The sequence below is a fragment of the Nonomuraea sp. MG754425 genome (assembly GCF_021699195.1).
Classification (GTDB): Bacteria; Actinomycetota; Actinomycetes; order Streptosporangiales; family Streptosporangiaceae; genus Nonomuraea.
This window is the reverse complement of record NZ_SSXE01000164.1, coordinates 1-22,364: the sequence shown is the minus strand read 5'-3', so window position 1 is coordinate 22,364 and position 22,364 is coordinate 1. Positions and strand designations below refer to the sequence as shown.

Annotated in this window: 25 protein-coding genes; 13 read left to right on the top strand and 12 right to left on the bottom strand. The window is 72.4% G+C overall.

Going from position 1 to position 22,364, the window contains the following annotated elements:
* The coding region (locus FAF44_RS40045; RefSeq protein ID WP_237108600.1) for a class F sortase at positions 1-567 on the top strand (567 nt) is incomplete at its 5' end.
* Here FAF44_RS40045 and FAF44_RS40040 read toward each other — a convergent pair.
* On the bottom strand, positions 568-2,610 hold the full coding sequence (locus tag FAF44_RS40040; RefSeq protein ID WP_237108599.1) for an acyl-CoA dehydrogenase: 2,043 nt from the start codon (positions 2,608-2,610) through the stop codon (positions 568-570). It abuts the gene before it with no gap.
* Positions 2,611-2,906: 296 nt separating this feature from the next.
* Between FAF44_RS40040 and FAF44_RS40035 the strand changes: the two genes are divergently transcribed.
* From FAF44_RS40035 to FAF44_RS40025, 3 genes are read left to right on the top strand one after another with little or no spacing between them, the layout of a single operon-like run.
* Complete coding sequence (locus tag FAF44_RS40035; protein WP_237108598.1) at positions 2,907-3,254, top strand: RNHCP domain-containing protein; 348 nt, start codon at positions 2,907-2,909, stop codon at positions 3,252-3,254.
* Between the two features lies 1 nt (position 3,255).
* Positions 3,256-3,657, top strand: a complete 402-nt coding sequence (locus FAF44_RS40030) for an RNHCP domain-containing protein (protein ID WP_237108597.1) — start codon at positions 3,256-3,258, stop codon at positions 3,655-3,657.
* Positions 3,658-3,716: 59 nt separating this feature from the next.
* A complete protein-coding gene (locus tag FAF44_RS40025) occupies positions 3,717-4,589 on the top strand; it encodes an alpha/beta fold hydrolase (protein WP_237108596.1) in 873 nt (290 codons plus the stop codon).
* 90 nt (positions 4,590-4,679) lie between these two features.
* Here FAF44_RS40025 and FAF44_RS40020 read toward each other — a convergent pair whose 3' ends face one another.
* From FAF44_RS40020 to FAF44_RS39995, 6 genes are all read right to left on the bottom strand, one after another.
* Positions 4,680-5,555 carry a lipopolysaccharide assembly protein LapB gene (locus FAF44_RS40020; protein ID WP_237108595.1) on the bottom strand — a complete coding sequence of 292 codons (876 nt, stop codon included), beginning with the start codon at positions 5,553-5,555 and terminating at the stop codon, positions 4,680-4,682.
* A gap of 19 nt (positions 5,556-5,574) precedes the next feature.
* Entirely contained in the window at positions 5,575-7,008 is a 1,434-nt protein-coding gene (locus tag FAF44_RS40015; protein WP_237108594.1) for an aldehyde dehydrogenase family protein, read from the bottom strand.
* 71 nt (positions 7,009-7,079) lie between these two features.
* Positions 7,080-8,003: a U32 family peptidase gene (locus tag FAF44_RS40010; protein WP_237108593.1), complete on the bottom strand. Its 924-nt coding sequence runs from the start codon at positions 8,001-8,003 to the stop codon at positions 7,080-7,082.
* Positions 8,000-8,383, bottom strand: a complete 384-nt coding sequence (locus FAF44_RS40005; RefSeq protein ID WP_237108592.1) for a MaoC/PaaZ C-terminal domain-containing protein — start codon at positions 8,381-8,383, stop codon at positions 8,000-8,002. The genes FAF44_RS40010 and FAF44_RS40005 overlap by 4 nt, the downstream gene beginning before the upstream one ends.
* Position 8,384: 1 nt before the next feature.
* Entirely contained in the window at positions 8,385-8,774 is a 390-nt protein-coding gene (locus FAF44_RS40000) for a MaoC family dehydratase N-terminal domain-containing protein (RefSeq protein WP_237108591.1), read from the bottom strand.
* A complete protein-coding gene (locus FAF44_RS39995; protein WP_237108590.1) occupies positions 8,771-9,484 on the bottom strand; it encodes a GntR family transcriptional regulator in 714 nt (237 codons plus the stop codon). The genes FAF44_RS40000 and FAF44_RS39995 overlap by 4 nt, the downstream gene beginning before the upstream one ends.
* A 137-nt stretch (positions 9,485-9,621) precedes the next feature.
* Between FAF44_RS39995 and FAF44_RS39990 the strand changes: the two genes are divergently transcribed.
* The 7 genes from FAF44_RS39990 to pgeF all read left to right on the top strand — a co-directional run bounded on the left by FAF44_RS39990 (position 9,622) and on the right by pgeF (position 15,753).
* Positions 9,622-10,833: a CaiB/BaiF CoA-transferase family protein gene (locus tag FAF44_RS39990; protein WP_237108589.1), complete on the top strand. Its 1,212-nt coding sequence runs from the start codon at positions 9,622-9,624 to the stop codon at positions 10,831-10,833.
* Positions 10,830-11,216 (top strand): thioesterase family protein, encoded by a 387-nt coding sequence (locus FAF44_RS39985; RefSeq protein WP_237108588.1) that lies wholly within the window; start codon positions 10,830-10,832, stop codon positions 11,214-11,216. Before FAF44_RS39990 ends, FAF44_RS39985 begins: the two co-directional genes overlap by 4 nt.
* Complete coding sequence (locus FAF44_RS39980) at positions 11,213-12,169, top strand: tripartite tricarboxylate transporter substrate binding protein (RefSeq protein WP_237108587.1); 957 nt, start codon at positions 11,213-11,215, stop codon at positions 12,167-12,169. The genes FAF44_RS39985 and FAF44_RS39980 overlap by 4 nt, the downstream gene beginning before the upstream one ends.
* Positions 12,166-12,639, top strand: coding sequence for a tripartite tricarboxylate transporter TctB family protein (locus FAF44_RS39975; RefSeq protein ID WP_237108586.1), 474 nt, complete (start codon positions 12,166-12,168; stop codon positions 12,637-12,639). Before FAF44_RS39980 ends, FAF44_RS39975 begins: the two co-directional genes overlap by 4 nt.
* Positions 12,639-14,141: a tripartite tricarboxylate transporter permease gene (locus tag FAF44_RS39970; RefSeq protein WP_237108585.1), complete on the top strand. Its 1,503-nt coding sequence runs from the start codon at positions 12,639-12,641 to the stop codon at positions 14,139-14,141. The genes FAF44_RS39975 and FAF44_RS39970 overlap by 1 nt, the downstream gene beginning before the upstream one ends.
* Positions 14,138-14,908, top strand: a complete 771-nt coding sequence (locus FAF44_RS39965) for an enoyl-CoA hydratase/isomerase family protein (RefSeq protein ID WP_237108584.1) — start codon at positions 14,138-14,140, stop codon at positions 14,906-14,908. The genes FAF44_RS39970 and FAF44_RS39965 overlap by 4 nt, the downstream gene beginning before the upstream one ends.
* Before the next feature lie 137 nt (positions 14,909-15,045).
* On the top strand, positions 15,046-15,753 hold the full coding sequence (gene pgeF, locus FAF44_RS39960) for a peptidoglycan editing factor PgeF (RefSeq protein ID WP_237108583.1): 708 nt from the start codon (positions 15,046-15,048) through the stop codon (positions 15,751-15,753).
* Here pgeF and FAF44_RS39955 read toward each other — a convergent pair.
* The 5 genes from FAF44_RS39955 to FAF44_RS39935 form a co-directional block, all read right to left on the bottom strand.
* Positions 15,750-16,064 carry a hypothetical protein gene (locus FAF44_RS39955; RefSeq protein WP_237108582.1) on the bottom strand — a complete coding sequence of 105 codons (315 nt, stop codon included), beginning with the start codon at positions 16,062-16,064 and terminating at the stop codon, positions 15,750-15,752. The two genes, pgeF and FAF44_RS39955, sit on opposite strands and share 4 nt — an antisense overlap.
* Before the next feature lie 56 nt (positions 16,065-16,120).
* Positions 16,121-17,287 (bottom strand): ATP-dependent DNA ligase, encoded by a 1,167-nt coding sequence (locus FAF44_RS39950; protein ID WP_237108581.1) that lies wholly within the window; start codon positions 17,285-17,287, stop codon positions 16,121-16,123.
* The gene (locus FAF44_RS39945; protein ID WP_237108580.1) at positions 17,268-18,005 is read right to left on the bottom strand and encodes a pyrimidine reductase family protein; all 738 of its coding nucleotides are present in this window, start codon (positions 18,003-18,005) and stop codon (positions 17,268-17,270) included. The genes FAF44_RS39950 and FAF44_RS39945 overlap by 20 nt, the downstream gene beginning before the upstream one ends.
* A 67-nt stretch (positions 18,006-18,072) precedes the next feature.
* A complete protein-coding gene (gene glgX / locus FAF44_RS39940) occupies positions 18,073-20,211 on the bottom strand; it encodes a glycogen debranching protein GlgX (protein WP_237108579.1) in 2,139 nt (712 codons plus the stop codon).
* 132 nt (positions 20,212-20,343) lie between these two features.
* The gene (locus FAF44_RS39935) at positions 20,344-20,769 is read right to left on the bottom strand and encodes an OsmC family protein (protein ID WP_237108578.1); all 426 of its coding nucleotides are present in this window, start codon (positions 20,767-20,769) and stop codon (positions 20,344-20,346) included.
* Between the two features lie 151 nt (positions 20,770-20,920).
* Between FAF44_RS39935 and FAF44_RS39930 the strand changes: the two genes are divergently transcribed.
* Together FAF44_RS39930 and FAF44_RS39925 are read left to right on the top strand one after the other, a co-directional pair.
* Positions 20,921-21,478 carry a sigma-70 family RNA polymerase sigma factor gene (locus FAF44_RS39930; protein WP_237108577.1) on the top strand — a complete coding sequence of 186 codons (558 nt, stop codon included), beginning with the start codon at positions 20,921-20,923 and terminating at the stop codon, positions 21,476-21,478.
* Positions 21,478-22,364, top strand: an 887-nt coding sequence (locus tag FAF44_RS39925; protein ID WP_237108576.1) for a maleylpyruvate isomerase family mycothiol-dependent enzyme, incomplete at its 3' end; no start/stop codon positions are given. The genes FAF44_RS39930 and FAF44_RS39925, both read left to right, overlap by 1 nt.

Sequence of the window (22,364 nt, the reverse complement as noted above, 5' to 3'; positions counted from 1 at the left end):
GCCCCCGCGACGGCGACCCGCGAGCCGCCCGCCGCCGTCCCGCCGCTCAAGGACCTGCCGCTGGACGTGCCCTCGTCGAAGGCCGCCGAGCCCATGCGCCCGGCCCGCCCCACCGCCGTCTACATCCCCTCCGTCGGTGTGGCCGCCCCCCTGATGGAACTCGGCCTCGACCAGCGGGGCGCCATCCAGAACCCGCCGTTCGACCCGCCGAACCTGGCCGGCTGGTACCGCTACGGCCCCGTCCCCGGCCAGCGCGGCGCCGCCGTCATCACCGGCCACCTGGACACGCGCACCGGGCCTGCCGTCTTCGCCCGGCTCAAGGACGTCAAGCGCGGCGACCAGGTGCAGGTGCTGCGCGCCGACCGCTCGGTGGCCGTCTTCCTCGTCGACCGGGTCGAGCACACCCCGAAGCGGAGCTTCCCGGCCAGGAAGGTCTACGCCAAGCTCTCCTATCCCGGGCTGCGGCTGGTGACCTGCGGCGGCACGTTCGACCGGCGGGCGCACAGCTACGAGGACAACACGATCGTGTACGCCCACCTCGCGGCCCCGTACTACCCGCGAAGCTGATCACGGATCGCGGGGCAGGCCGAGCGCGCGCTCGGCGATGATGTTGAGCTGCACCTCGGTCGTGCCGCCGCCGATCGTGAACGCCCGCGTCGTGAGGATCATGCGGCCCCAGTACGGGTCCGACGGGGCCAGCGACCAGCAGAACTCCGAGATCGCCTGCGCGTGCCGCATGCCGAGCAGCTTGCGCACGCTCGGCGCGGCCCCCGGGTCGGCGCCGGCGAGCCGGGAGAGCGTCACCCGCAGGCCGAGCGCCGAGATGGCCTGGCCCTCCGCCCACAGGCGGCCCGCCTGCTCGTGCTGGGCCTGGCTGAGCGGGGGCAGCCGGGCGACGAGACGGGCCAGGTCGGTGTGCCGCGACCCCGGTCCCCAGGTGTCGCCGAGCGCGACCCGCTCGTGGGAGAGCGTGTCGCGGGCCACCCGCCAGCCCTCGTTCACCGCCCCGACGACCAGGTCGTCCGGCACGAACACGTCGTCCAGGAAGACCTGGTTGAAGATCTCGTCCCCGTTGATCTCCTTGAGCGGTCTGACGGTGACGCCGGGGGACGCCAGGTCCACCAGGAAGTACGTGATGCCGTCGTGCTTGGCCCGCTCGGGGGACGTGCGGGCCAGGCAGATGCCCCAGTGGGCGTACTGCGCGAGGGACGTCCAGATCTTCTGGCCGGTCAGCGACCAGCCGCCCTCCACCCGGACGGCCTTCGTCGTCAGCCCGGCCAGGTCCGAGCCCGCGCCGGGTTCGCTGAAGAGCTGGCACCACACGATCTCGCCCGTGAACGTGCCGGGCAGGAACCGGTCCTGCTGCTCGCGGGTGCCGTACCGGACGATGGACGGGACCGCCCAGGCGGCGATGCCCAGGTTCGGGCGGCCGAGGTCGCCGAACTCCTGGTGGATGATCACCTGTTCGAGCGGGGTGGCGGCCCGGCCCCAGGGGCGGGGGAGGTGCGGCATGATCCACCCCTCCCGCGCGAGCCTTGCCCGCCTGGCCGGCGGCTCCTCGGCGCGCAGCGACGCCGCCTGCGCCCTGATCGTGTCCCTGACGGGGGCGGCCTCCGGTGGCAGGTCCGGCTCCAGCCGCCGCCGTACGCCCGCCACCGCCAGCCGCGCCGCCTCCTCGGCCCACGGGCCCGGGTCGCCGGCCAGCATGCGGCCGGACAGGGCCCGGCGGTAGTAGCGGTGCGCGTCGTGCTCGAAGGTGTAGCCGATGCCGCCGAGCACCTGGATGGCGTCCGCCGCGCACCGGACGGCGGCGTCGGGCGCGAGCACCGCCGCCACGGCCACGGCCAGCCGGTGCTCGTCGGACAGGAGCCGCGTAGTCCCGGGGACGCCGCGACGGGCCTCGTCCAGGGCCCTGGCGGCGTCCCAGACGGCGGCCCGCGCCTGCTCCAGTGCGACCAGCGCGCCCGCCACCCGGTGCTTGACGCCCTGGAACTGCCCGATCGGCCGGCCGAACTGCTCGCGTTCCCGCGCGTGCCCGGCCGCCGTCCGCACGGCCCACGCCGCGACTCCGCACGCCTCGGCCCCGAGCAGCACGGCGGCGAGCTCGCGTACCGGCGCCTGCCCGAGGGCTCGTCCGGGGGCTCGTCCGGGGGAGGCCGTGGTGACGGCGCAGAGCGGACGGTCCGGATCGATCCCGTCGAGGGGTTCGGCGGTGACGTCGTCCCGGTCGAGCAGGGCCCACGAACCGCCACCGGTCGGGACGACGAACAGGTCGGCCCGCGCCGACCCGAGCGCGCAGCCGGGAAGCAGTTCGACGGCCGCCGTCAGCGACCCGTCGGCCAGCCCACGCAGCAGCCGGGGCTCGGCTCCGGCGAGCGCGGCCGAGGCCAGCACGCCCGGCAGGTACGGCCCCGAGACCCGCCGCTCGCCCAGCGCCTCCAGCGCCACGCACGACTCCAGCAGCCCGTATCCCTGGCCGCCGCACTCCTCGGGCAGGTGCAGCCCCAGCAGTCCCTGCCCCGCCAGCGCCGCGTGCTCGGCGCCCCTGCCGGCCACCCCGTGCACGGAGTCCGCCAGCGCCACGTGCTCCTCGGTCAGCCCGATGCCCATGCGCCGACCCTAGAACGTCGTTCGGTCATCGGCCACCGGGCCGGCGGAAAATGGCTGGCGGCGTGACGACGGGCCCGGTTACGCTCGCTGATGTCCGTACGGTGGAGATTCGGGCTGGTCATGCCCGCCTTGGGAGGGAATTAATGCCCGGAACCGCGCCCAGTGCGCCTCGCCCTGTCTCCGGCCCGATCCCGCTCCCGGCGTGATCGCCTGCCATAGCTGAAGCATGCCCGCGAGGCACGCTAGGGCCTCCCTTGCTGTCCTGAGAAAGACCTTTTCGGCAAGGAGCACCCAGGTTGTCCGCCAACGGCAAACCTCGTTCGATCGCGAGCACCGAGACCTTCTCGTGCGTACGCTGCGGCCTCACGGTCGCCGCGCACGCCCCTGACGGTGTCCGCCGCAACCACTGCCCGAGCTGCCTGCACTCGCTGCACCTGCTCGACGAGTGCAGGTCACGGATGATCCCCATCTCGATCGCCGTCCTGCGCACCGGCGAGTGGATGCTCATCCACCGCTGCACCCGCTGCGGCGAGCTGACGTCGAACCCCATCTGCGGGGACGACAACCAGCTCATCCTCATGCGCATGGCCGTACGGCCGCTGGCGCAGCCGCCGTTCCCGCTCGAGGCGTTCGGCGATCTGTGACATGCCCAGGAGGAAACCGGGCCGGGAACGTCCGCAACGGCCCAAGAGGGAACATCACGGCGAGCCCGGCGACGCGTTCCGCTGCGTCGGCTGCCGGATGGACGTGCCGATGAGCGCGCCGGGCACCGCGCACCGCAACCACTGCCCGCACTGCCTGACCAGCCTGCACGTCGATCACCGGGTTCCCGGTGACCGGCGGGCGGGCTGCCGGGGCCGGATGGCGGCGCTCAGCGTCACCGTCCGGGGGGACGGGGAGTGGCTGATCATCCACTGCTGCCAGTCGTGCGGAGGGCTCAGCGCCAACCGGATCGCGGGCGACGACAACGCGCTGGCGCTGCTGCGCATCGCCATCCGGCCGCTGTCGGACTCCCGCCTGCCGGTCAGCGCCCTGCTGGCACTCTGACCGGTGAGCCTCCGCCGGGGCCGTCGCGCACGGTCCCGGCGGGGGTTTAGGCTTGTCCCGTGACGAAGGAATTCGAACTCACGATCGATGATGGCCGGGTTCTGCGCGTCTACGACACGGCTCCCGGGGCCACCGGCCTCCTGCCGGTGCTCTGGCACCACGGCACGCCCAATCTCGGTTCGCCCCCCGAGCCGCTCTTCGACGAGCGGCTCGGCCTGCGCTGGGTGTCCTACGACCGGCCCGGTTACGGCGGCTCCACCCCCGAGCCCGGCCGGTCGGTGGGGTCGGCGGCCGGCTACGCGCGACGGGTCGCCGACGCGCTCGGGCTCGGCCGCTTCGCCGTCATGGGCCACTCCGGCGGCGGCTCCCACGCGCTCGCCTGCGCCGCCGTGCTGGGCGAGCGGGTGCTCGCCGTGGTGAGCGTGTCCGGCCTGGCCCCGCCTGACGCGGACACGCTCGACTGGTTCGCGGGCATGGCGCCGTCCGGCGTGGCCTCGCTGCGCGCCGCCGCCGAGGGGCGGGCGGCGAAGGAGCGGCACGAGGCCACGGCCGCCTTCGACCCGGAGATGTTCACGCCCGCCGACCACGCGGCGTTCGAGGGGGCGTGGTCCTGGTTCGACAGCGTGGTCGGCCCGGCCGTGGCGGCGGGGCCGGGCGGCCTGATCGACGACGACCTGTCCTACGTGGCCCCGTGGGGCTGCGACCCCGCCGCCGTGACCGCGCCGATGCTGCTGGTCCACGGCGCGGCCGACCGCGTCGTGCCCGCCGGTCACGGCCGCTGGCTGGCCCGTCACTGCCCCACGGCCGAGTTGCGCCTGTCGCCCGGCGACGGGCACATCTCGATCCTCCCCTCGGCCGGGGCGGCGGCCGTGGAGTGGCTCGCCGCCGAAGGCCGCCGCCGCTCGGGGGGAATTTGCCGCTTTCTTTCGTAGGTTGCGGCTGATTCGCCGAATTCTGGCGTGACGCGCGGTGAATCCGCCGGATATCGATGATCATGAGCCCGTCGAAGGGCCGCTCGTGGGTCAGTCGCCGAAGTCGAGGTGCAGGGCCCGGGTGAAGTCGGAGATGGCCTCCTCGTGCCGGTCCAGCTCCTGGAAGATCTCCCCCCGCACCCGGTAGGCCCACACGTAGTCGGGATCCAGCTCGATCGCGGCGTCCAGGTCCTTCAGCGCCGCCTCGTTGTCGCCGAGTTCGCTCAGCACCGCGCCCCGGCTCCCGAGCGCCCGGTCGTTGCCCGGGTCCAGCTCCAGCGCCCGGTTGAGGTCGGTCAGCGCCTCCTCGTACCGGTCGGCCATGCGCAGGGCCTCGCCGCGCCTGCTCAGCGCCCGTACGTAGTCCGGCTGCGCCACCAGCGCCCTGCCGTAGTCGTCGATCGCCTCCGGGTAGAGCTGCATCCGCTGGTACAGGTCGCCGCGGGCCACCCACGAGTACGCCAGGTCCTCGTTCAGCGAGATGATCTTGGAGTGCTCGGCGAGGGCCTCGTCCAGCCGGTCCAGCTCCACCAGGACGTCGGCCTTCGCCTCCAGGATCCACAACGAGTCGGGCGCGAGGGTGAGGGCGTGCTCGAAGTCGTCCATGGCCTCGTCCGACCGGCCCATCGCGGCGTAGGTCTGGCCGCGCGAGCCGAGCGCGTACGCGCTGTCCGGCTCCAGCCGCAGGGCCTCGCCGAAGTCCTCCAGCGCCGCCTCGTACCGTTCGATCACCCGGTGGCTCTCCCCGCGCAGCCGCCAGGCCCGTGCGTTGTCCGGCGCCAGCGCGATCGCCTCGGTCAGATCCGCGATCGCGGCGTCGTGCCGCGACAGCGCGATGTACGATTCGGCACGGCTGCGCAGCACCGAGGCCCGGGACTGGGCGGCGGCGTCCGGCAGTCCGGACTGGTCCTTGATCCCCTCGCTCATGAGGGGTAAATCTATCCAACTAAATCTGGATAATGGCTGCCTTTTCGCGGGTGTACTCGAGGACCGAATCGTGGCCGTACCCGCTGTCCTTGACCCCGCCGAACGGCAGCCCCGGCGGCATCTGCCGGAACGTGTTCACCCACACCGTGCCGCTGCGCAGGTCCCGCACCAGACGGTGCGCCTTCCCCAGGTCGCGCGTCCACACCCCGGCCGCCAGCCCGTACGGTGAGTCGTTGGCGATCGTCACCGCCTCCTCCTCGGTCGAGAACGGGATGGCCACCGCCACCGGCCCGAAGATCTCCTCCTGGCACACGCGCAGCGAGTTGTCCTCGGTCGCGTACAGCGTGGGCGCCACCCAGTAGCCGCCGGGCAGCGCGGGCACCACGTCCGCGCCGGTCCGCGCGCCGAAGACCAGCCGCGCGCCCTCCTTCTCGGCCAGCTCCAGGTAGGAGGTGACCCGTTCGTACTGGCCGGCGGACACGATCGGGCCCATCGTCGTCCCCAGGTCCAGCGGGTCCCCGAGGACCAGGCCGGCGCAGGCCCGCTCGATGCGCCCGAGCATCTCGTCCCAGATCGAGCGGTGGACGAGGATGCGCGAGCCCGCCACGCACACCTGCCCGGCGTTGCCCGTGTACACGGAGTTCACGGTGACGCCCTGGGTGGCGGCGTCCAGGTCGGCGTCCGGGAAGACGATGTTGGGCGACTTGCCGCCCAGCTCGAACGTCATCGGCTTCAGTGCGTCCGCCGAGGCCCGCGTGATGGCCCGGCCGGTCGCGGTGGAGCCGGTGAGGCTGACCTTGCCGACGTCGCGGTGCCGCACCAGCGCGTCGCCGACCTGCTCGCCCAGGCCGCTGACGATGTTCAGCACCCCGGGCGGGAACACCTCCGCCAGCAGTTCGCCCAGCCGCAGCACGGACGCGCTCGCCTGCTCGGCCGGCTTGACGATCACCGTGTTCCCGGCGGCCAGCGCGTACGCGGCCTTGGCGGAGAAGGTGGAGATGGGGGAGTTCCACGGGATGATGCAGACCACCACCCCGTACGGCTCGCGCCGCGTCAGCCCCAGCGTGTCCGGCCCCAGGACCACGGTGTCGCCCTTGACCGCGTCGAGGCACTGACCGGCCGCGAGCTGCCACAGGTGCGCCATGCCCGGCACGTCCCGCTTGAGCGTGTCGCGCAGGATGCGGCCGTTGTCGCGGGTCTCCAGCCTGGCCAGCTCCTCGGCGTGCCGGACGAAGATCTCCGAGACCTTGCGCAGGAACTGCCCTCTGGCCAGGGCGGGCAGCGCCGACCAGGCGGGCAGGGCGCGCCGGGCCGCCTCGACGGCGGCCTCGGCCTGCTCGGCGCGGCCGGCCGGGATCCTGGCCCACGCCTCGCCGGTGGCCGGGTTGACCGTGTCCATCGTGTGGGGGGCGGGGATCAGCTCGCCGCCGATGAGGTTGCGGAACTCAAGCATGCAAGCAAGCATATGCTTGCTCAAAACGCCAGGCCAGCCCCAAGATCGCACGTTCGCCGGGACGTCCGGGATCAGGGTTCGGGGACGCCCAGGTCGGAGGTCCGCGACGGCTCGGCGAGCTCCGGGTCGAGCTGCTCGATCAGCCGCCGCACCAGCGCCGCCCGCCGCACCCGCTCGCGCCCCAGCTCCTTGGGCACCACCCCGAGATGCCCGCCGGACGGGTAGATGTTGGGCGCGTTGCGCAGCCCCATCTTCAGGTAGACGGGCGCGGCGGCCCGGACGATCTCGACGGCCTCGTAGAAGCGGACGAACCCGCCCTGGTCATCCGGCACCTCCAGATACAGGTCGATCGGCAGTCCCGTCGCGGCCCGGATCTCGGCCAGGTGCGGCACGGTCAGGTCGGTGCCGACGTTGACCGTCGTCGCGCCGAGCCGCTCGCACAGCGTCGCGGTCGGGCCGTTGGTGAGCGGCATCAGCACCGACGTCTTCAGCACCAGGTTCGCGGGCAGCGTGCCGTCCGCCTTCAGGCCGCGCAGCACGTCCAGCGCGCCGAGGTCGCCCACGAGCAGGCTGCGGATGCCCAGCGAGCAGGCCCGCAGCGCGTCCGCCACGCACGCCGCCACCATCGCGTTGCCGCGCGCGGCGGCCCCCACGGCCTGGGTGAGCTTGGCCTGGCCGCCGGTGTCCCAGGCGGCCCGCGGGCCGAGGAACAGGTTCACCTCGATGCCGCGCTCGGCCCCGATCCCGGCCATCCGCGCGATCTCGTCGTCGGTCAGCATCATCACGCCGCTGCCCTGCGAGGTCCTGGCGAGCGGCACGCCGAGCCGCTCGGCCTCCGCGACCACCGCCTCCAGCACCCCCGGCCCCTCGACGCTGGGGATCTCGAACCGGTACGACGCCCCGTCCGCGAACCGCGACCCGGAGGGCGCGGCGGCCTGGACGACGGGGTGCCCGAGCCGGGCCATCAGGGCGTGCAGGTCGGCAAGGCTGGTCATCGGGGGGTCTCCTCGTCGTAGCTCACTTCGGCGCGGCCGAGCGTGGTGCGCCGGCCCGTGTCGTCCTCGCCCCACAGTTCCAGCTCCGCCCGGTTCCCCTCCGTCGCTGTCACCCGCCCGTGGCAGGTGTGCGGCCGGTCCCTGAAGTCCATGCCGCGGTAGCTGACCTCCAGCACGGTCAGGCGTCCCCGCCCGTCCAGCCACTCGGTGACGAGCCGTCCCAGGTAGGCGGCCTTGAGCAGCCCGTGCACGGCCAGTTCCGGATGGCCGAGCGCGCGGGCGAAGCCCAGGTCGTAGTGCATCTCGTAGAAGTCGCCCGACGCGCCGGCGTACTCGACCAGCCGGCGCAGGGTCGTGGTCTCGGTGAGCGAAGGAATCATGTCATTTCCTGATCCGGGTGCCGATGTGCCTGACCACCAGCTCGCCGTCCGGCCGGCGGAACTCCGTCTCGAACGTCAGCAGCGCCATGGGCCCCGCCCGCCCGCTCTTCTCCACGACCCCGGTGAAGCGGGGCCGCGAGACCAGCACGTCCCCCACGCGCAGCGGCGCGTGGTACTCGAACCGGTCCCCGCCGTTCAGCCACCCGGACCCGTACGAGCCCGCGGCCGGCAGCGACGGCGGCTCGTCGAGGAAGCACGCCGTGAACGTGGGCGGGATCTCCGAGGAGGTGTCGCCGACGGCGTGCCGGTAGAAGTCCAGATGCCGCCGCTCGACGACGTCCTCGCGCTCGGGACCGGCCCAGCCGACCGCCTCCCGGAGCAGTTCGATCATGTCTCTCCTTCCCTGACCCGCCGCAGCCAGGCCAGCGACTCGGGGGAGTGGCCGCCGACCCGGTCCTCGATGCCGTCGAGGAACGCCATGTCCCCGTGCCCGGCCAGCTCCCGGTGCACGGCCTCGGGCGAGCCGGACTCGATCACCTCCAGCAGCCGCCGGTGCCGCAGCCAGTCGTCCACGAGGGACTCGTCGGAGGCTCTGGCCTGCCGGTTCATGCCCATGCAGAGCAACATCTGGAGCTGGATCGAGCGGTAGGCGTCCTCCAGCCGCCGGTGCCCGGACAGGCCGATCACCGAGCTGTGGAACTCGACGGCCTGCTCCAGCACGCCCAGCCAGTCGCCGGAGCGCGCGCAGGCGCCGTGCCGGTCGAGGGCGGCGTGGCAGCGCTGGAGCCGGGCCTGCTCGCGGACCGGGACGCCGAGGTCCACGGCCATGCGCTCCAGCTCCCGCCGCAGCGTGACGATCTCGTAGATGTCGTGCAGCGTGAGCTGCGTGACGAACGCGCCCCTGCGCGGGAGCTGAGTGATCAGCCCCTGCTGCTCCAGCACCCGCATGGCCTCGCGCAGCGGCGGCCGGCTGACGCCCAGCTCCTGGGTGAGCTGGTTCTCCACCACCCGGTCGCCGGGCCGCAGCCGGCCGCTGAGCAGCATGCGCATCAGGGCCTCGGTGGCGAGCTGGACCATGCTTGGGGGTGCCTGGATGCGCATCGCGGTCTCTCTTGTCGGTCGGCGGTCAGTGTCTTGCCGCCATAGTGCCGAAGAACTTCCGGCAGAACCCTTGTCTAGCTGAGTTGTCTTCTGTAGACAATAGACCAAACCCGGCGGAAGTGAGGTTTTCGTAACATATGAACCCCTTGTCCGGAATTCGAGTCGTCGAGGTCGGCGCGTTCATGGCGGCCCCCTTCGCGACGATGCAACTGGCCGACCTGGGGGCCACCGTCATCAAGGTGGAGAATCCCAGGGGCGGCGACCAGGTGCGCGCGATCGGCCCGTTCACGGCCGGGCACAGCTCGCCGTTCGCCAGGCTCAACCGCAACAAACGATCGGTCGCTCTCGACCTCAAGTCCGAGCCCGGCGCCGCCGCCTTCCGCCGCCTCGTCCAGGACGCCGACGTCCTGGTGGAGAACCTCCGCCCCGGGGCCATGCGCAAACTCGGCCTCGCCTTCGACGACCTCCAGCCGCTCAACCCCGGCCTCGTGTACGTCTCCGCCTCCGGCTGGGGCCAGGACGGCCCCCTCGCCCACCTGCCCGGACTCGACATCATGGCCCAGGCCCGCGGCGGCCTGATGAGCGTCACCGGCATGCCCGGCGGCGACCCCGTCAAGGTCGGCGTGCCCATCGCCGACCTGGTGTGCGGCCTGTACGGCGCCCTCGCCGCCGTCTCCGCCCTCCAGGCCCGCGCGGCCACCGGCCAGGGCCAGCACGTGGACGTGTCGCTGCTGGAGTCGGCCGTGTCGTTCGCGATCTGGGAGGCGGGCAAGTACTTCGCCACCGGCGAGGTCGGCGGGCCGCTCGGCTCGGCCCACCAGAGCACGGCCCCGTACCAGGCCATCCGCACCTCCGACGGCTGGTGCACCGTCGGGGCCGTCAGCCCCAAGACCTGGCAGGGCCTGTGCGCCGCGCTCGGCCTGCCCGAGCTGTTCGAGGACCGGCGCTACGCCGACGCCCACGACCGGCACGGCCTGCGCGACGAGCTGATCCCCGCCATCGAGCGCGTCACCACCCGGCGCACCACGGCCGACGTCGTGGCCGCGCTCGACGCCCACGGCGTGCCCTGCGCGCCCATTTCCGACTACGGCCAGGTGTTCAACGACGAGCACCTCGGCCGGCGGCGGTTCTTCTGGGATGCCGAACATCCCGAGATGGGCCCCGTACGCCAGCTCGGTTCGGCCATGCGCTTCTCGGCCACGCCCACCCGGCGCGGACCCGCGGGACCGCTGCTCGGCGCGGACACCGTCGAGGTGCTGCGCGAGTGCGGCCTGACCGAGCAGGAGATCGACCGGCTGCTCGCCGAAGGCGCCGCGGCCCAATCCCCCACCCCCTTGGAGAGCCCATGAGCGACCGACTGACCCCGGGTGTGAGCGCCGGCCTCACCTGGGTCGTGGCGGAACGCCACTGCACCCGCCGCGGCGACCACGACATCTTCTCCACCCCCAACCTGGTCCACCTGATCGAGGACGCCGCCATCGAGGCCCTGGCCCCGTACCTGGCCGAGGGGCAGGGCAGCGTCGGCAGCAGGGTGGAGATCACGCACGTCGCGCCCACGCTCAAGGGCGCCGAGGTGACCGCGACCGCCACGGTGACCGAGGTGGACCGGCGTCGCGTCGCCTTCTCCGTGCTCGCCACGGACGCCAACGGGACGATCGGCGAGGGCACCCACGAGCGCTTCGTCATCGACCTCGGCGCGTTCGACGCCAAGCTCCGGGGACTGGCGTCATGAGGGCGCTGCTGGCCGCCGTGCTGCTGCTCGGCGCGGTGGCCTGCGGCGCGGACGCCGGCACCGCGGACGGCGCGTGGAAGCCGCGCGGCGACGTACGCATGATCGTCCCGTTCGCCGCCGGCGGCGGCAGCGACCTGGCGGGCCGCGCCCTCGCCGCCGCGCTGGAGAAGGCCCAGCCCGGCCTGACCGTCACCGTCGAGAACCGCGACGGCGGCTCCGGCGCGGTCGGCTACTCGGGCCTGCTCGGCAAGAAGGGCAACGGCAACTACCTGATCGCCACCGAGAACGCCATCCTGTCCCTGCCGCTCAGCGGCCAGGTCTCCTTCACCCGCGAGGACTTCACGCCGGTCGCCAAACTGGCCGAGGACGGCGGCATCCTCGTGGTCAAGCAGGACTCCCCGTACAAGAGCTGCACCGACGTGGTCAACGCGGCCAAGAGCGCCCGGGTCACCGTGGGCATGTCCGGCGCGTACGGCGTGGACAACGTGATCTTCACGATGATCGAGCAGAAGACCGGCGTGACCTTCCAGCGGGTGCCGTTCGAGTCGGGCGGGGAACTGGTGCCGGCGGTGCTCGGCGGCCAGATCCAGGTCGCGCTGCTCAACCCCGGCGAGGTGGTCGGCCAGCTCAGGTCCGGCGACCTGCGGGGCCTGTGCGTCACCACCGACGAGCGCTACACCTACCCCGAGTTCTCCTCGCTGGCCACGGCCAAGGAGCAGGGCATCGACGTCTCGTACGTGCAGTTCCGCGGCATTCTCGCGGCCGGCGGCCTGGACGAGCGCGAGCGCGCCTACTGGGAGGCCGCGGCCAAGGGCGTGGCCAGGACCGCCGAGTTCCAGAAGTGGCTCAAGGACAACTACCTGCGCCAGGCCGAACTGTACGGCGACGACTTCCGTACCTACCTCGGACAGGTCGACACGGCGCTCGCGCCGGTGCTGAAGAAGCCGTCATGAGAGGGCTGATCAGGGGCGAGAGCGCCGTCTGGACGCTGCTCGTCTGCCTGTCCGTCGCGATGGCGGGCGCCTCGTTCGGCTACGGCGTCACCAAGGACGGCGGCGAGGTGGGTCCGGGCTTCCTGCCGCTGGTCAGCGGCGTCGCGCTGGCGCTGCTCTCGGCGGCCTGCCTGCTCCGGTCCGTCCGCCGGGCGGCCCCCGAGGAGGAGGACGTGGACCCCGCGCGCATCAGGACGTTGTGGACCGTGTTCGGCCTGCTCCTGGTCGCCCTGCTGCTGGTGCCGCTGACCGGGTTCCTGGTGGCGTTCGGGCTGCTGGTGTTCGTCGTGTCGGCGTTCGTGGAGAAACGGCCGCTCGTCCCCGCCGCCGGCATCGCCGTCGCCGCCACGCTGGTGATCTACGCGGTGTTCGTGCTGTTCCTGGCCGTGCCGCTGCCCGGCGGACTGCTGGGCGTCGGGGGTGACGGCTGATGCTGGACAACCTGATCATGGGGTTCGGCGCCGCGCTCACCCCCGTGAACCTCCTGTGGTGCTTCGTCGGCGTGCTGGCCGGCACCGTCATCGGCCTGCTGCCCGGACTCGGCTCCACGACCGGCGTGGCCGTGCTGCTGCCGCTGACGCTCTCGTTCGAGCCGCTGACCGCGCTCATCATGCTGGCCGGCATCTACTACGGCGCCCAGTACGGCGGCACGATCACCTCCGTGCTGATCTCCACGCCGGGCGAGGCGGCCAGCGTGGTGACCGCCATCGACGGCTACCAGATGGCCCGCAGAGGACGGGCGGGGGCCGCGCTGTCGATCGCCGCCATCGGCTCGTTCGTCGCCGCCATCGTCTCGCTGGTGCTGCTGATGGCCATGGCCCCGCCGTTCGCCAGGCTGGCGCTCGGCTTCGGGCCGCCCGAGAACCTGGCCGTCATGGTCCTCGGCCTGACCACCATCGTCAGCTTCTCCTCCGCGGGCGCGCGGCTGCGCGGCCTGGCCATGGCGGTGCTCGGCATCCTGCTGGCCACCGTCGGCGTGGACGCGGCCACCGGCCTGCCCCGCTACACCTTCGGCGACGTGGACCTGCTGTCCGGGCTGCCGTTCGTCCAGGTGATGATCGGGTTGTTCGCGGTGGGGGAGGTGCTCTTCCAGATCCGGCAGGGCGCGGCCGAGCCGATCAGGGCCCGCTTCAAGGACCTGATGATCACCAGGGCGGAGCTGTCCCGCTCCAAGGGGGCGATCGCCCGGGGCAGCGTGATCGGTTACCTGCTCGGCTGCCTGCCCGGGGCCGGCTCCACGCTGGCCTCGTTCCTGGCCTACGGCGTGGAGAAGCGGGTCTCGCGGCACAAGGACGAGTTCGGGCACGGCGCGATCGAGGGCGTGGCCGCGCCCGAGAGCGCCAACAACGCCGCCGCCAACGCCAACTTCGTGCCCACCCTGGCCCTCGGCATCCCGGGCGGCGCGACCACGGCCGTGCTGCTGGGGGCGTTCATGATGTACGGCATCCAGCCGGGGCCGCTGCTCTTCGACGAGCAGCCGGAGCTGGTGTGGGGGCTGCTGGCCTCGTTCTTCATCGGCAACGTGCTGCTGCTGGTGCTGAACCTGCCGCTCGCGCCGATGTTCGCCCAGCTCCTGCGGATCCCGTACGGGTACATGTACCCGCTGATCCTGGTGACCAGCTTCGTGGGGGCGTACTCGATCGACAACAACATGTTCAGCGTCTGGGTGGTGTTCGTCTTCGGGCTCGTCGGATATTTCATGAAGAAGTTCGACTTGCCGATGGCGCCGCTCGTGCTCGGGCTCGTGGTCGGGGCGCTGTTCGAGAAGGCGCTCGTCCAGACGTCCGCCATGGGCGGCGGCGACCTGACGATCATCCTCACCCGGCCGGTCGCGCTGGCCGTCTTCCTGCTGGCCGCGCTGCTGCTGGCCGGCCCGTCGCTGCTCAGACTGGTCTCCCGCAACGTTCGTCACGAAGAGAAGGAGGGCGTGTGAGCGAGCTCCTCGTCACCGCCGACGGGCCCGTGCTGCGCGTGGTGTTCAACCGTCCGGCCCAGCACAACGCGCTGACCTGGGCCATGTGGGACGGCCTGTACGACGCCTGCGAGCGGGCCGACGCCGACCCGTCGATCCGGCTGCTCGTGCTGTCGGGCGCGGGCGGCCGGGCCTTCGTGGCCGGCACGGACATCTCCCAGTTCGCCTCGTTCACCGACGGCGAGGACGGCATCGCCTACGAGCGCAAGGTCCAGCGCGTCATCGACCGCCTGGAGCAGGTCAGGTCGCCCACCGTGGCCGTCGTCGAGGGTTACTGCGTGGGCGGCGGCCTGGTGGTGGCCGCCGCGTGCGACCTGCGCGTGGCCGTGCCCGGGGCGCGGTTCGGCGCGCCGATCGCCAGGACGCTCGGCAACTGCCTGTCCATGAACACCTACTCCCTGCTCGTCCACCACCTCGGCCCGGCCAGGACGCTGGACATGCTGCTGCGGGCCCGCCTGTTCACCGCCGAGGAGGCGCACGCGGCCGGGTTCGTGGCCGAGCTGTGCGAGCCGGACGACCTGGCCGCCCGGCGGGCCGAGGTGGAGGAGCGGCTGCTGTCGCACGCGCCGCTGTCGATGTGGGCCGCCAAGGAGGCGGTCCGGCGGCTGCGGGTGGCCAACCTGCCGGACGGCGACGACATCGTGGCCGCGGTCTTCGGCAGCGACGACTTCCACGCCGCGGTCCCCGCCTTCCTCGCCAAGGACCGCGCCACCTGGCAGGGCCACTGACCCCCGGCCCGATCCGGGCCCCCGGGCGTCTCCGCAGACCCGGCCCGGGAGCCCGCTGTCCCGGACGCGGCTGTCTGCTCCGCCGGGGCCGGGGCGTGCGCGTCGGTCGGGCAGGGGCTCGGCCTAGGATCGGGGGCATGCAGCTCGCCCCCGGCGTCCACGTCGCCGTCACCGACCGCAACGGGGGCGTCAGCGCCCCGCCCTACGGCTCGCGCAACCTGGGCGGCATGGTCGGCGACGACCCGGCCAACGTGCGCGCCAACCGCGACGGGCTGCGGGCCGAGCTGGGCGTGCGCGCCGTGGTGTTCATGCGCCAGGTGCACAGCGCCGACGTCGCGTACGTGAGCGAGCCGTTCGGCGACGACCCGCCCAAGCTCGACGGCGTGTTCACCACCGAACCGGGCCTTGCGCTGGCCTCGCTGGGGGCCGACTGCCCGGCGGTGCTGGTGGCCGACCCGGTGGCCCGCATGGTGGGCGCGGCCCACTCCGGACGTCCCGGCACCGAGGCGGGCATCGCCACGGCGCTGGTGGCGGCCATGGCGGCCAAGGGGGCCGAGCCGGGCAGGATGGTCGCGCTGATCGGGCCCGGCGCGTGCGGCCGCTGCTACGAGGTGCCGGCCGAACTGCGCGAGCAGGTGGCCTCGAAGGTGCCGGCGACGTGGTCCACGACGTCGTGGGGGACGCCCGCGCTCGACCTGCGGGCCGGCATCGAGGCCCAGCTCAGGGCGGCGGGCCTGCCCGGGGTGCGGCACGACGCCCGCTGCACGATCGAGTCGCGGGAGCTGTACTCCCACCGCAGGGAGCAGCCCGGCGGCCGGTTCGCCGGGCTCATCTGGCTGACCTAGTCCTTGCGGGAGCCGTTGTAGATCCCGTTCACGATGATGATCCCGGCCCACACCGGGATCAGCCCGATCATCTGGTCGGGGCCCATCACGACGAACAGCACGGTGGCGATGGTGCCCAGCGCCAGCGAGACGATCGCCAGCGCGAGCCGCTGCCCCTCCGACGTCGCCGACCGGGCCGGACGTCGCGCCTTGGGCGCGGCCTCGGCCAGCCGCTCGTCCACCCGCCGGTCGATCTCCTGCCCCATCTTGTCGAGGAACGACTCCACGACGGCATCCTCGAAGTCGGGCCCGAGGTCACGACGTGCGGACACGGCCGCCTTCAATTCATCCCCTGTTGCCATATGTCGAGATATAACGGGTTCGTGGGTCACCGGGCAAGGATGTCGTCGAGGTTGTAACTAACCGGACGCTCCAACTGATCGTAGGTGCACGATTCGGGCGTACGGTCGAGCCGCCACCGCCGGAACTGCGCGGTGTGCCGGAAGCGGTCGCCCTCCATCTGGTCGTAGGCCACCTCGATCACCAGCTCCGGCCGCAACGGGATGAACGACAGGTCTTTCTTGGCGCTCCACCGCGACACCGCGCCCGGCACCCGCTGCCCGCCCGTCGCGGGCCCGGCGGCCGGCTGGCCGACGTTGGCCTGCGCCTGCTCGGCCCAGTGGCCCCACGGATGCTCACCCAGCTCCACGAGATACGGCCGGAGCTCCTCGACCAGCTCGGCCCGGCGCTTCATCGGGAACGAGGCCGCCACGCCCACGTGGTGCAGCCGCCCGTCGTCGCCGTACAGGCCGAGCAGCAGCGACCCCACGATCGGCCCCGTCTTGTGCTCGCGGTAGCCGCAGACCACCACGTCGGCGGTGCGGTCGTGCTTGACCTTGAACATCGTGCGCTTGTCGGGCGCGTACGGCTGGTCGCCCGGCTTGACGATGATGCCGTCGAGCCCGGCGCCCTCGAACATCTCGAACCACTCGCACGCCTGGTCGTAGTTGGCGGTGACGGGGGTCAGCCGGATCGAGCCGCCCTTCTCGCCGAACAGGCTCTCCAGCCGGGCCTGCCGCCGCGCGAACGGCTCCTCCATCAGCGACTCGTCGCCCAGCGCCAGCAGGTCGAAGGCGACGAACTGGGCCGGCGTGCGCTCGGCCAGCATCGTCACCCGCGACTTGGCCGGATGGATGCGCTGCTGCAGGGCGTCGAAGTCGAGTTGCGTGCCCATCGGCAGCACGATCTCGCCGTCGATCACCACCTTGTCGGGCAGTTCGGCCCGGACCGCCTCGACCAGTTCGGGGAAGTAGCGGGTGAACGGCCGCTCGTTGCGGCTGCCCAGGTAGACCTCGTCGCCGTCGCGGAAGACGATGCAGCGGAACCCGTCCCACTTCGGCTCGTAGACCAGGGTGCCGTCCTGCTTCGGCATGGCCTTGACCGGTTTGGCCAGCATCGGCGGCACCGGCGGGCGCACCGGCAGGCCGGGCACCGGCTGCGGCTCCTCGGGGGGCACAGCCTGTGCACTGGTCGGCTCACTGGTCGGCTGGGTCATCGGGCTGCTCCCTCGTGTACTTGCAGAAGAGGACGCCGTCCTCCTCCAGCACCTGGCTGAGATCGAGCGCGACCTGCGCGGGCTCGCCGTTCTGGATGCGCGCCGCGCCGCCCCCGACCAGCAGCGGGCTGATCGACAGGCACAGCTCGTCGACCAGGCCGCAGGCCGAGAGCTGGGCGTTGATCCGGGGGCCGCCCTCGCACAGCACCCTGGTCAGGCCGCGCTCGTGCAGCTCGGCCAGGGCCCGCCGCATGTCGACGGCCTCGTCGCCGGCCACGATCAGGTCGGCCAGCTTGGCCGCCTCCTTGCGCCGTTCGTGCGGTGCGGCCTCGCAGGTGATCACGATCGTCCGGCTCGGGGCGTCGCAGAACAGCTCGCCGTCGAGGTCGAGGGCGAGGCTGCGGGTGATCACGGCGATGGGCGGCACCTCGGGCCGGCCCTCCCGGATCTCCGCCCACGTGTCGCGCGGCGGGACCGGGCCGTAGCCCTCCTTGCGCACGGTCGCGGCGCCCGCCACGATGACGTCGGCCAGCCCGCGCAGGGTCTGGAAGACGCGCCGGTCGCCCTTGCTCGACAGCGGGCCCGAGCGCCCCTTCAGCCAGGCCGCGCCGTCGGCGCTGGCGACCATGTTGAGCCGCAACCACGGCCGGTCGGCGGGGTAGGCGTACGCCTGCGCGATGTCCGGGTTGTCCTGTATGTCGGGATAGATGCGCCGCACTCCTCTACCTTGGCACATCGCACTGACATTCGACCGGCAGGGGGTTTGCGGCCACCTGCGCCCGGGCTCAGACGCCCGGCGCGGGCCTGGCCTTCCTGGGCTGACGCAGCACCTGCAACGAGCGCGACGTGACGACGACCAGCTCGCCCGCCTGCCGTCCCTCGTCGGAGAGCCCCTCCTCCACCACGTCGTGATCGGTGTCGAGGACCGGCAGCCACCCCGTGCCGAACTCCTCGCCGGGCAGCGTGAACGGCAGACTCTCGTGATGGGCGTTGATCAGCAGCAGGAACGAGTCGTCCACGATCTTCTCGCCCCGGGGGCCGGGCTCCGTGATCGCCTCGCCGTTCAGGTAGACCATCAGCGACTTGGCGTAGCTGATGTGCCAGTCGCCGGCCGTCATCTCCTGCCCGCCGGGGGTCAGCCAGACCAGGTCGCGCGCCCCGTTGTCGGGGTGCCGCCCGTGGAAGAAGCGCCGCCGCTGGAAGACCGGGTGCTCGCGGCGCAGCTTCGACAACGCGCGCACGAACTCCAGCAGCTCATGCTCGGTGTGCGCCATCGACCAGTCGACCCAGGCCAGCTCGTTGTCCTGGCAGTAGGCGTTGTTGTTGCCGCGCTGCGTGCGCCCGATCTCGTCGCCGTGGGAGAGCATGGGCACCCCCTGCGACAGGAACAGCGTGGCCAGGAAGTTGCGCCGCTGCCGGCGGCGCAGCGTGACGATCCGCGGGTCCTCGACGGGGCCCTCGGCCCCGCAGTTCCACGAGCGGTTGTCGTTGGTGCCGTCGCGGTTGTCCTCGCCGTTGTCCTCGTTGTGCTTGTGGTCGTACGAGACCAGGTCGGCGAGCGTGAACCCGTCGTGGCAGGTCACGAAGTTGATCGAGGCGACGGGGCGGCGGCCGGAGGACTCGTACAGGTCGGCGGAGCCGGTCAGCCGGGAGGCGAACTCCGGCAGGGCGGAGTGGGTGCCCCGCCAGAAGTCGCGGACGATGTCGCGGTACTTGCCGTTCCACTCCGTCCACAGGGGCGGGAAGTTTCCGACCTGGTAGCCGCCAGGACCGACGTCCCACGGCTCGGCGATCAGCTTGACCTGCGAGATCACCGGGTCCTGCTGGATCAGGTCGAAGAACGCGCTCAGCCGGTCGACGTCGTGCAACTCCCTGGCCAGCGCCGAGGCCAGGTCGAAGCGGAACCCGTCGACGTGCATCTCCAGCACCCAGTACCGCAGGGAGTCCATGATGAGCTGCAGCGCGTGCGGCGAGCGCACGTTGAGCGAGTTGCCGCACCCGGTGTAGTCGAGGTAGTAGCGCCGGTCGCCGTCGTGCAGCCGGTAGTAGGCGGCGTTGTCGATGCCCCTGAAGCCCAGCGTGGGCCCCATGTGGTCGCCCTCGGCCGTGTGGTTGTAGACCACGTCGAGGATGACCTCGATGCCCGCCTCGTGCAGCGCCCGCACCATGGCCTTGAACTCCAGCACCTGCTGCCCCCGCGTGCCCGCGCTGGAGTAGCGCCCGTGGGGCGCCAGGTAGGCCATGGTGTTGTAGCCCCAGTAGTTCGTCAGCCCCCGCGCCACCAGGAAGTGCTCGGGGATGTAGTGGTGCACCGGCATCAGCTCGACCGCCGTCACCCCGAGCGACAGCAGGTGCTCGATGATCGCCGGATGCCCCACTCCCGCGTACGTGCCACGCAGGTCGGGCGGCACGTCGGGGTGGCGCATGGTGAGCCCGCGCACGTGCGCCTCGTAGATCACGGTCTGGTGGTACGGGATGCGCGGCAGCCGGTCGTTGCCCCACTCGAAGAACGGGTTGACCACCACGTTCTTCGGCATGTACGGCGCGCTGTCCTCGGTGTTGCGCCGCGACGGATCGGTGAAGTAGTACGGGAACAGCGCCTGGTTCCACGTCAGGTCGCCGTCGATGGCCTTGGCGTAGGGGTCGAGCAGCAACTTGGCCGGGTTGCACCGGTGACCCTGCGACGGGTCGTGGGGCCCGTGCACGCGGTAGCCGTAGCGCTGCCCCGGCTGGATGCCCGGCAGGTAACCATGCCAGACGAACCCGTCGACCTCGGGCAGATCGACGCGCTCCTCGGAGCCGTCATCGTGGAATAGGCACAGCTCGACCCGCTCGGCGACCTCGGAGAACACCGAAAAGCTGGTGCCAACGCCGTCCCAGGTGCCACCGAGTGGATAGGGCTCGCCCGGCCAGAGCTCACGCATGTGACCCGATTGTCGCACGCGACGGCGCTCCTGGTCTGCCAATGACCCGATCGCTCTTCGCGCGGGCTCGCGGCGGCCGCCCGGCGGCGGCGAGCCGGCCGGGACGGACGCGGTGACGTGCGCGGACGAAGATCAGAGCAGCTCGGCCCTGAGCGTGATCGTCGTGCCGGCCAGGGCCTTGCTGACCGGGCAGTTGGCCTTGGCCGTCTCGGCCGCCTCCTGGAACTGCTCGGCCGTGATGCCGGGCACGTGCCCCCGCACCGTGAGCACGATGCCGGTGATGCCCTCGCCGGGCTGGAAGGTCACGTCGGCGCTGGTGCGCAGCGACTCCGGCGGCGTGCCGGCGCCGGCCAGGCCGTGGGAGAGCGCCATGGAGAAGCAGGAGGAGTGGGCCGCGGCGATGAGCTCCTCGGGGGAGGTCTTGCCGTTGGCCGCCTCGGCCCTGGACGGCCACGAGACCTCGAACGTCCCCACGCCCGAGGTGTCGAGCGAGACCGTGCCGGAACCGTCGAGCAGAGCGCCCTTCCACTCGGTGGTGGCGGTGCGGGTGGTGGCCATGACGTGTGTTCCCTCCGTTGCGGACTTACGACTTTATCGTGGCGCGAAAGAGTCTTGCCGGGCGGTCATCCAGCACTACATTTGGGGCGAATAGTGACATGCTCGGGTCGCGGCGCCCCCGCCGCCTTGGTCCGGAACAAACGGGAGTGTGGTGCCAGTGGAGGCACCGTACGACGACCGCCTGTTACACCAGCGGGTGGTCGGCGGCGACGAGTCCGCGCTGGGCGAGGTCTACGACCGGCTCTCCTCGCTGATCTTCGGCCTCTCCCTGCGGGTCACCAGGGACCGGGTGATCGCCGAGGACATCACGCAGGAGGTGTTCCTGGTCTTCTGGGAACGGCCGCTGGCCTACGACCCGGAACGCGGCACCCTGCGCGCCTGGCTGGCCACGATCGCGCACCGGCGCGCGGTCGACCATGTCCGGGCCGAGGAGCGCAGGCGGGTGTCGGCGCTGGGCCCGAGGTTGTTCGAGCGCGAGCCCGTGCGGCTGGAGGACACCGTGCTCGCCGCCGACGAGGCCCAGCGGGTGCGCCAGGCGGTGATGTCCCTGCCCGACGGCTTACGCGAGGCGGTGGAGCTGGCGTATTTCGGCGGCCGGACCTACCGGCAGGTGGGCGAGGAGCTCGGCGTGCCGGAGGGCACCGCCAAATCGCGCATCCGGCTGGCGTTGCGGCGCCTGGCGGACGCGCTGGCAGAGGAAGAGGTGTGATGGACCCCGTCGAGCGTCTCTACCTGGACGCGCTGATGGAGGAGCCCGAGGCGCCGGCCCGCTCGCTGCGGCCCCAGTTCCTCGCCGGAGCCCGCGCGCGCCGCCGGCCGGCGGCCCCCACGGCGCTCTGGGCGGAGCCGTACGCCGGCCGCGTGGCGGCCATGGACGCGCTGCTCGCCTCGGCGGTGGACGACGACTGGTCGCGGATCATCGTCGAGGGCTGGACGTTGCAGGAGCTCGTGGCCCACCTGGCCGCCAAGGACGGCCTGCTGGCCGCCTCGGTCGGCGCTCCGGTGCTGGGCCCCCCGATCGGCGCGACGGACTCGGCGGGCCGCACGGCCGACGTCCAGGCGTACGAGCGGGCCCGCAGCCCCGAGCAGACGCGCAGGGACTGGCGCGCGCAGGCGGACGCCCTCTGCCGGCACCTGGCCGAACTGCCCGCCACGACCCCGGCCACGCTGGACGGCCTCGACGCGCCGGTCGGCGACCACGTCCTGGCCAGGGGCCTGGAGACGTGGGTGCACACCGCCGACGCGGCCCAGACGGCCGGGATCGGCCTGCCCGACCCGATCGCGCGGCACATCCACCCCACCGCCGACCTGTGCGCCCGCCTGCTGCCCTGGACGATGCTCCTCAGCGGCCTGGACGCCGCCGGCCGCACCGCGCACCTCACGCTGACCGGCGCGGGCGGGGGAGAGTGGCGGGTCGCGCTGGGCGTCGAGGACGCCGGTCCGGGCGAGCCCGACACGAGCATCACGGCGGACGCGCGGGCGTTCTGCTTCCTGCTCGGCGGCCGGGGCGACCCGGCCGGCTTCCCCGCGGAGCTGGGCGGCGACCTGTCCCTCGCCAGGGACGTCCTGACCTCCGCCCCCGCCCTCTCCGGCCC

Coding starts and splice junctions, on each gene's coding strand:
- glgX (WP_237108579.1), bottom strand. CDS start 20,211: ATGCGTGAGCTCTGGCCGGGCGAGCCCTATCCACTCGGTGGCACCTGG.
- FAF44_RS39995 (WP_237108590.1), bottom strand. CDS start 9,484: ATGCGCATCCAGGCACCCCCAAGCATGGTCCAGCTCGCCACCGAGGCC.
- FAF44_RS40020 (WP_237108595.1), bottom strand. CDS start 5,555: ATGAGCGAGGGGATCAAGGACCAGTCCGGACTGCCGGACGCCGCCGCC.
- FAF44_RS40015 (WP_237108594.1), bottom strand. CDS start 7,008: ATGCTTGAGTTCCGCAACCTCATCGGCGGCGAGCTGATCCCCGCCCCC.
- FAF44_RS39935 (WP_237108578.1), bottom strand. CDS start 20,769: ATGGCCACCACCCGCACCGCCACCACCGAGTGGAAGGGCGCTCTGCTC.
- FAF44_RS40040 (WP_237108599.1), bottom strand. CDS start 2,610: ATGGGCATCGGGCTGACCGAGGAGCACGTGGCGCTGGCGGACTCCGTG.
- pgeF (WP_237108583.1), top strand. CDS start 15,046: ATGCAGCTCGCCCCCGGCGTCCACGTCGCCGTCACCGACCGCAACGGG.
- FAF44_RS39990 (WP_237108589.1), top strand. CDS start 9,622: ATGAACCCCTTGTCCGGAATTCGAGTCGTCGAGGTCGGCGCGTTCATG.
- FAF44_RS39975 (WP_237108586.1), top strand. CDS start 12,166: ATGAGAGGGCTGATCAGGGGCGAGAGCGCCGTCTGGACGCTGCTCGTC.
- FAF44_RS40000 (WP_237108591.1), bottom strand. CDS start 8,774: ATGATCGAACTGCTCCGGGAGGCGGTCGGCTGGGCCGGTCCCGAGCGC.
- FAF44_RS40030 (WP_237108597.1), top strand. CDS start 3,256: ATGCCCAGGAGGAAACCGGGCCGGGAACGTCCGCAACGGCCCAAGAGG.
- FAF44_RS39980 (WP_237108587.1), top strand. CDS start 11,213: ATGAGGGCGCTGCTGGCCGCCGTGCTGCTGCTCGGCGCGGTGGCCTGC.
- FAF44_RS40010 (WP_237108593.1), bottom strand. CDS start 8,003: ATGACCAGCCTTGCCGACCTGCACGCCCTGATGGCCCGGCTCGGGCAC.
- FAF44_RS40005 (WP_237108592.1), bottom strand. CDS start 8,383: ATGATTCCTTCGCTCACCGAGACCACGACCCTGCGCCGGCTGGTCGAG.
- FAF44_RS39985 (WP_237108588.1), top strand. CDS start 10,830: ATGAGCGACCGACTGACCCCGGGTGTGAGCGCCGGCCTCACCTGGGTC.
- FAF44_RS39950 (WP_237108581.1), bottom strand. CDS start 17,287: ATGACCCAGCCGACCAGTGAGCCGACCAGTGCACAGGCTGTGCCCCCC.
- FAF44_RS39970 (WP_237108585.1), top strand. CDS start 12,639: ATGCTGGACAACCTGATCATGGGGTTCGGCGCCGCGCTCACCCCCGTG.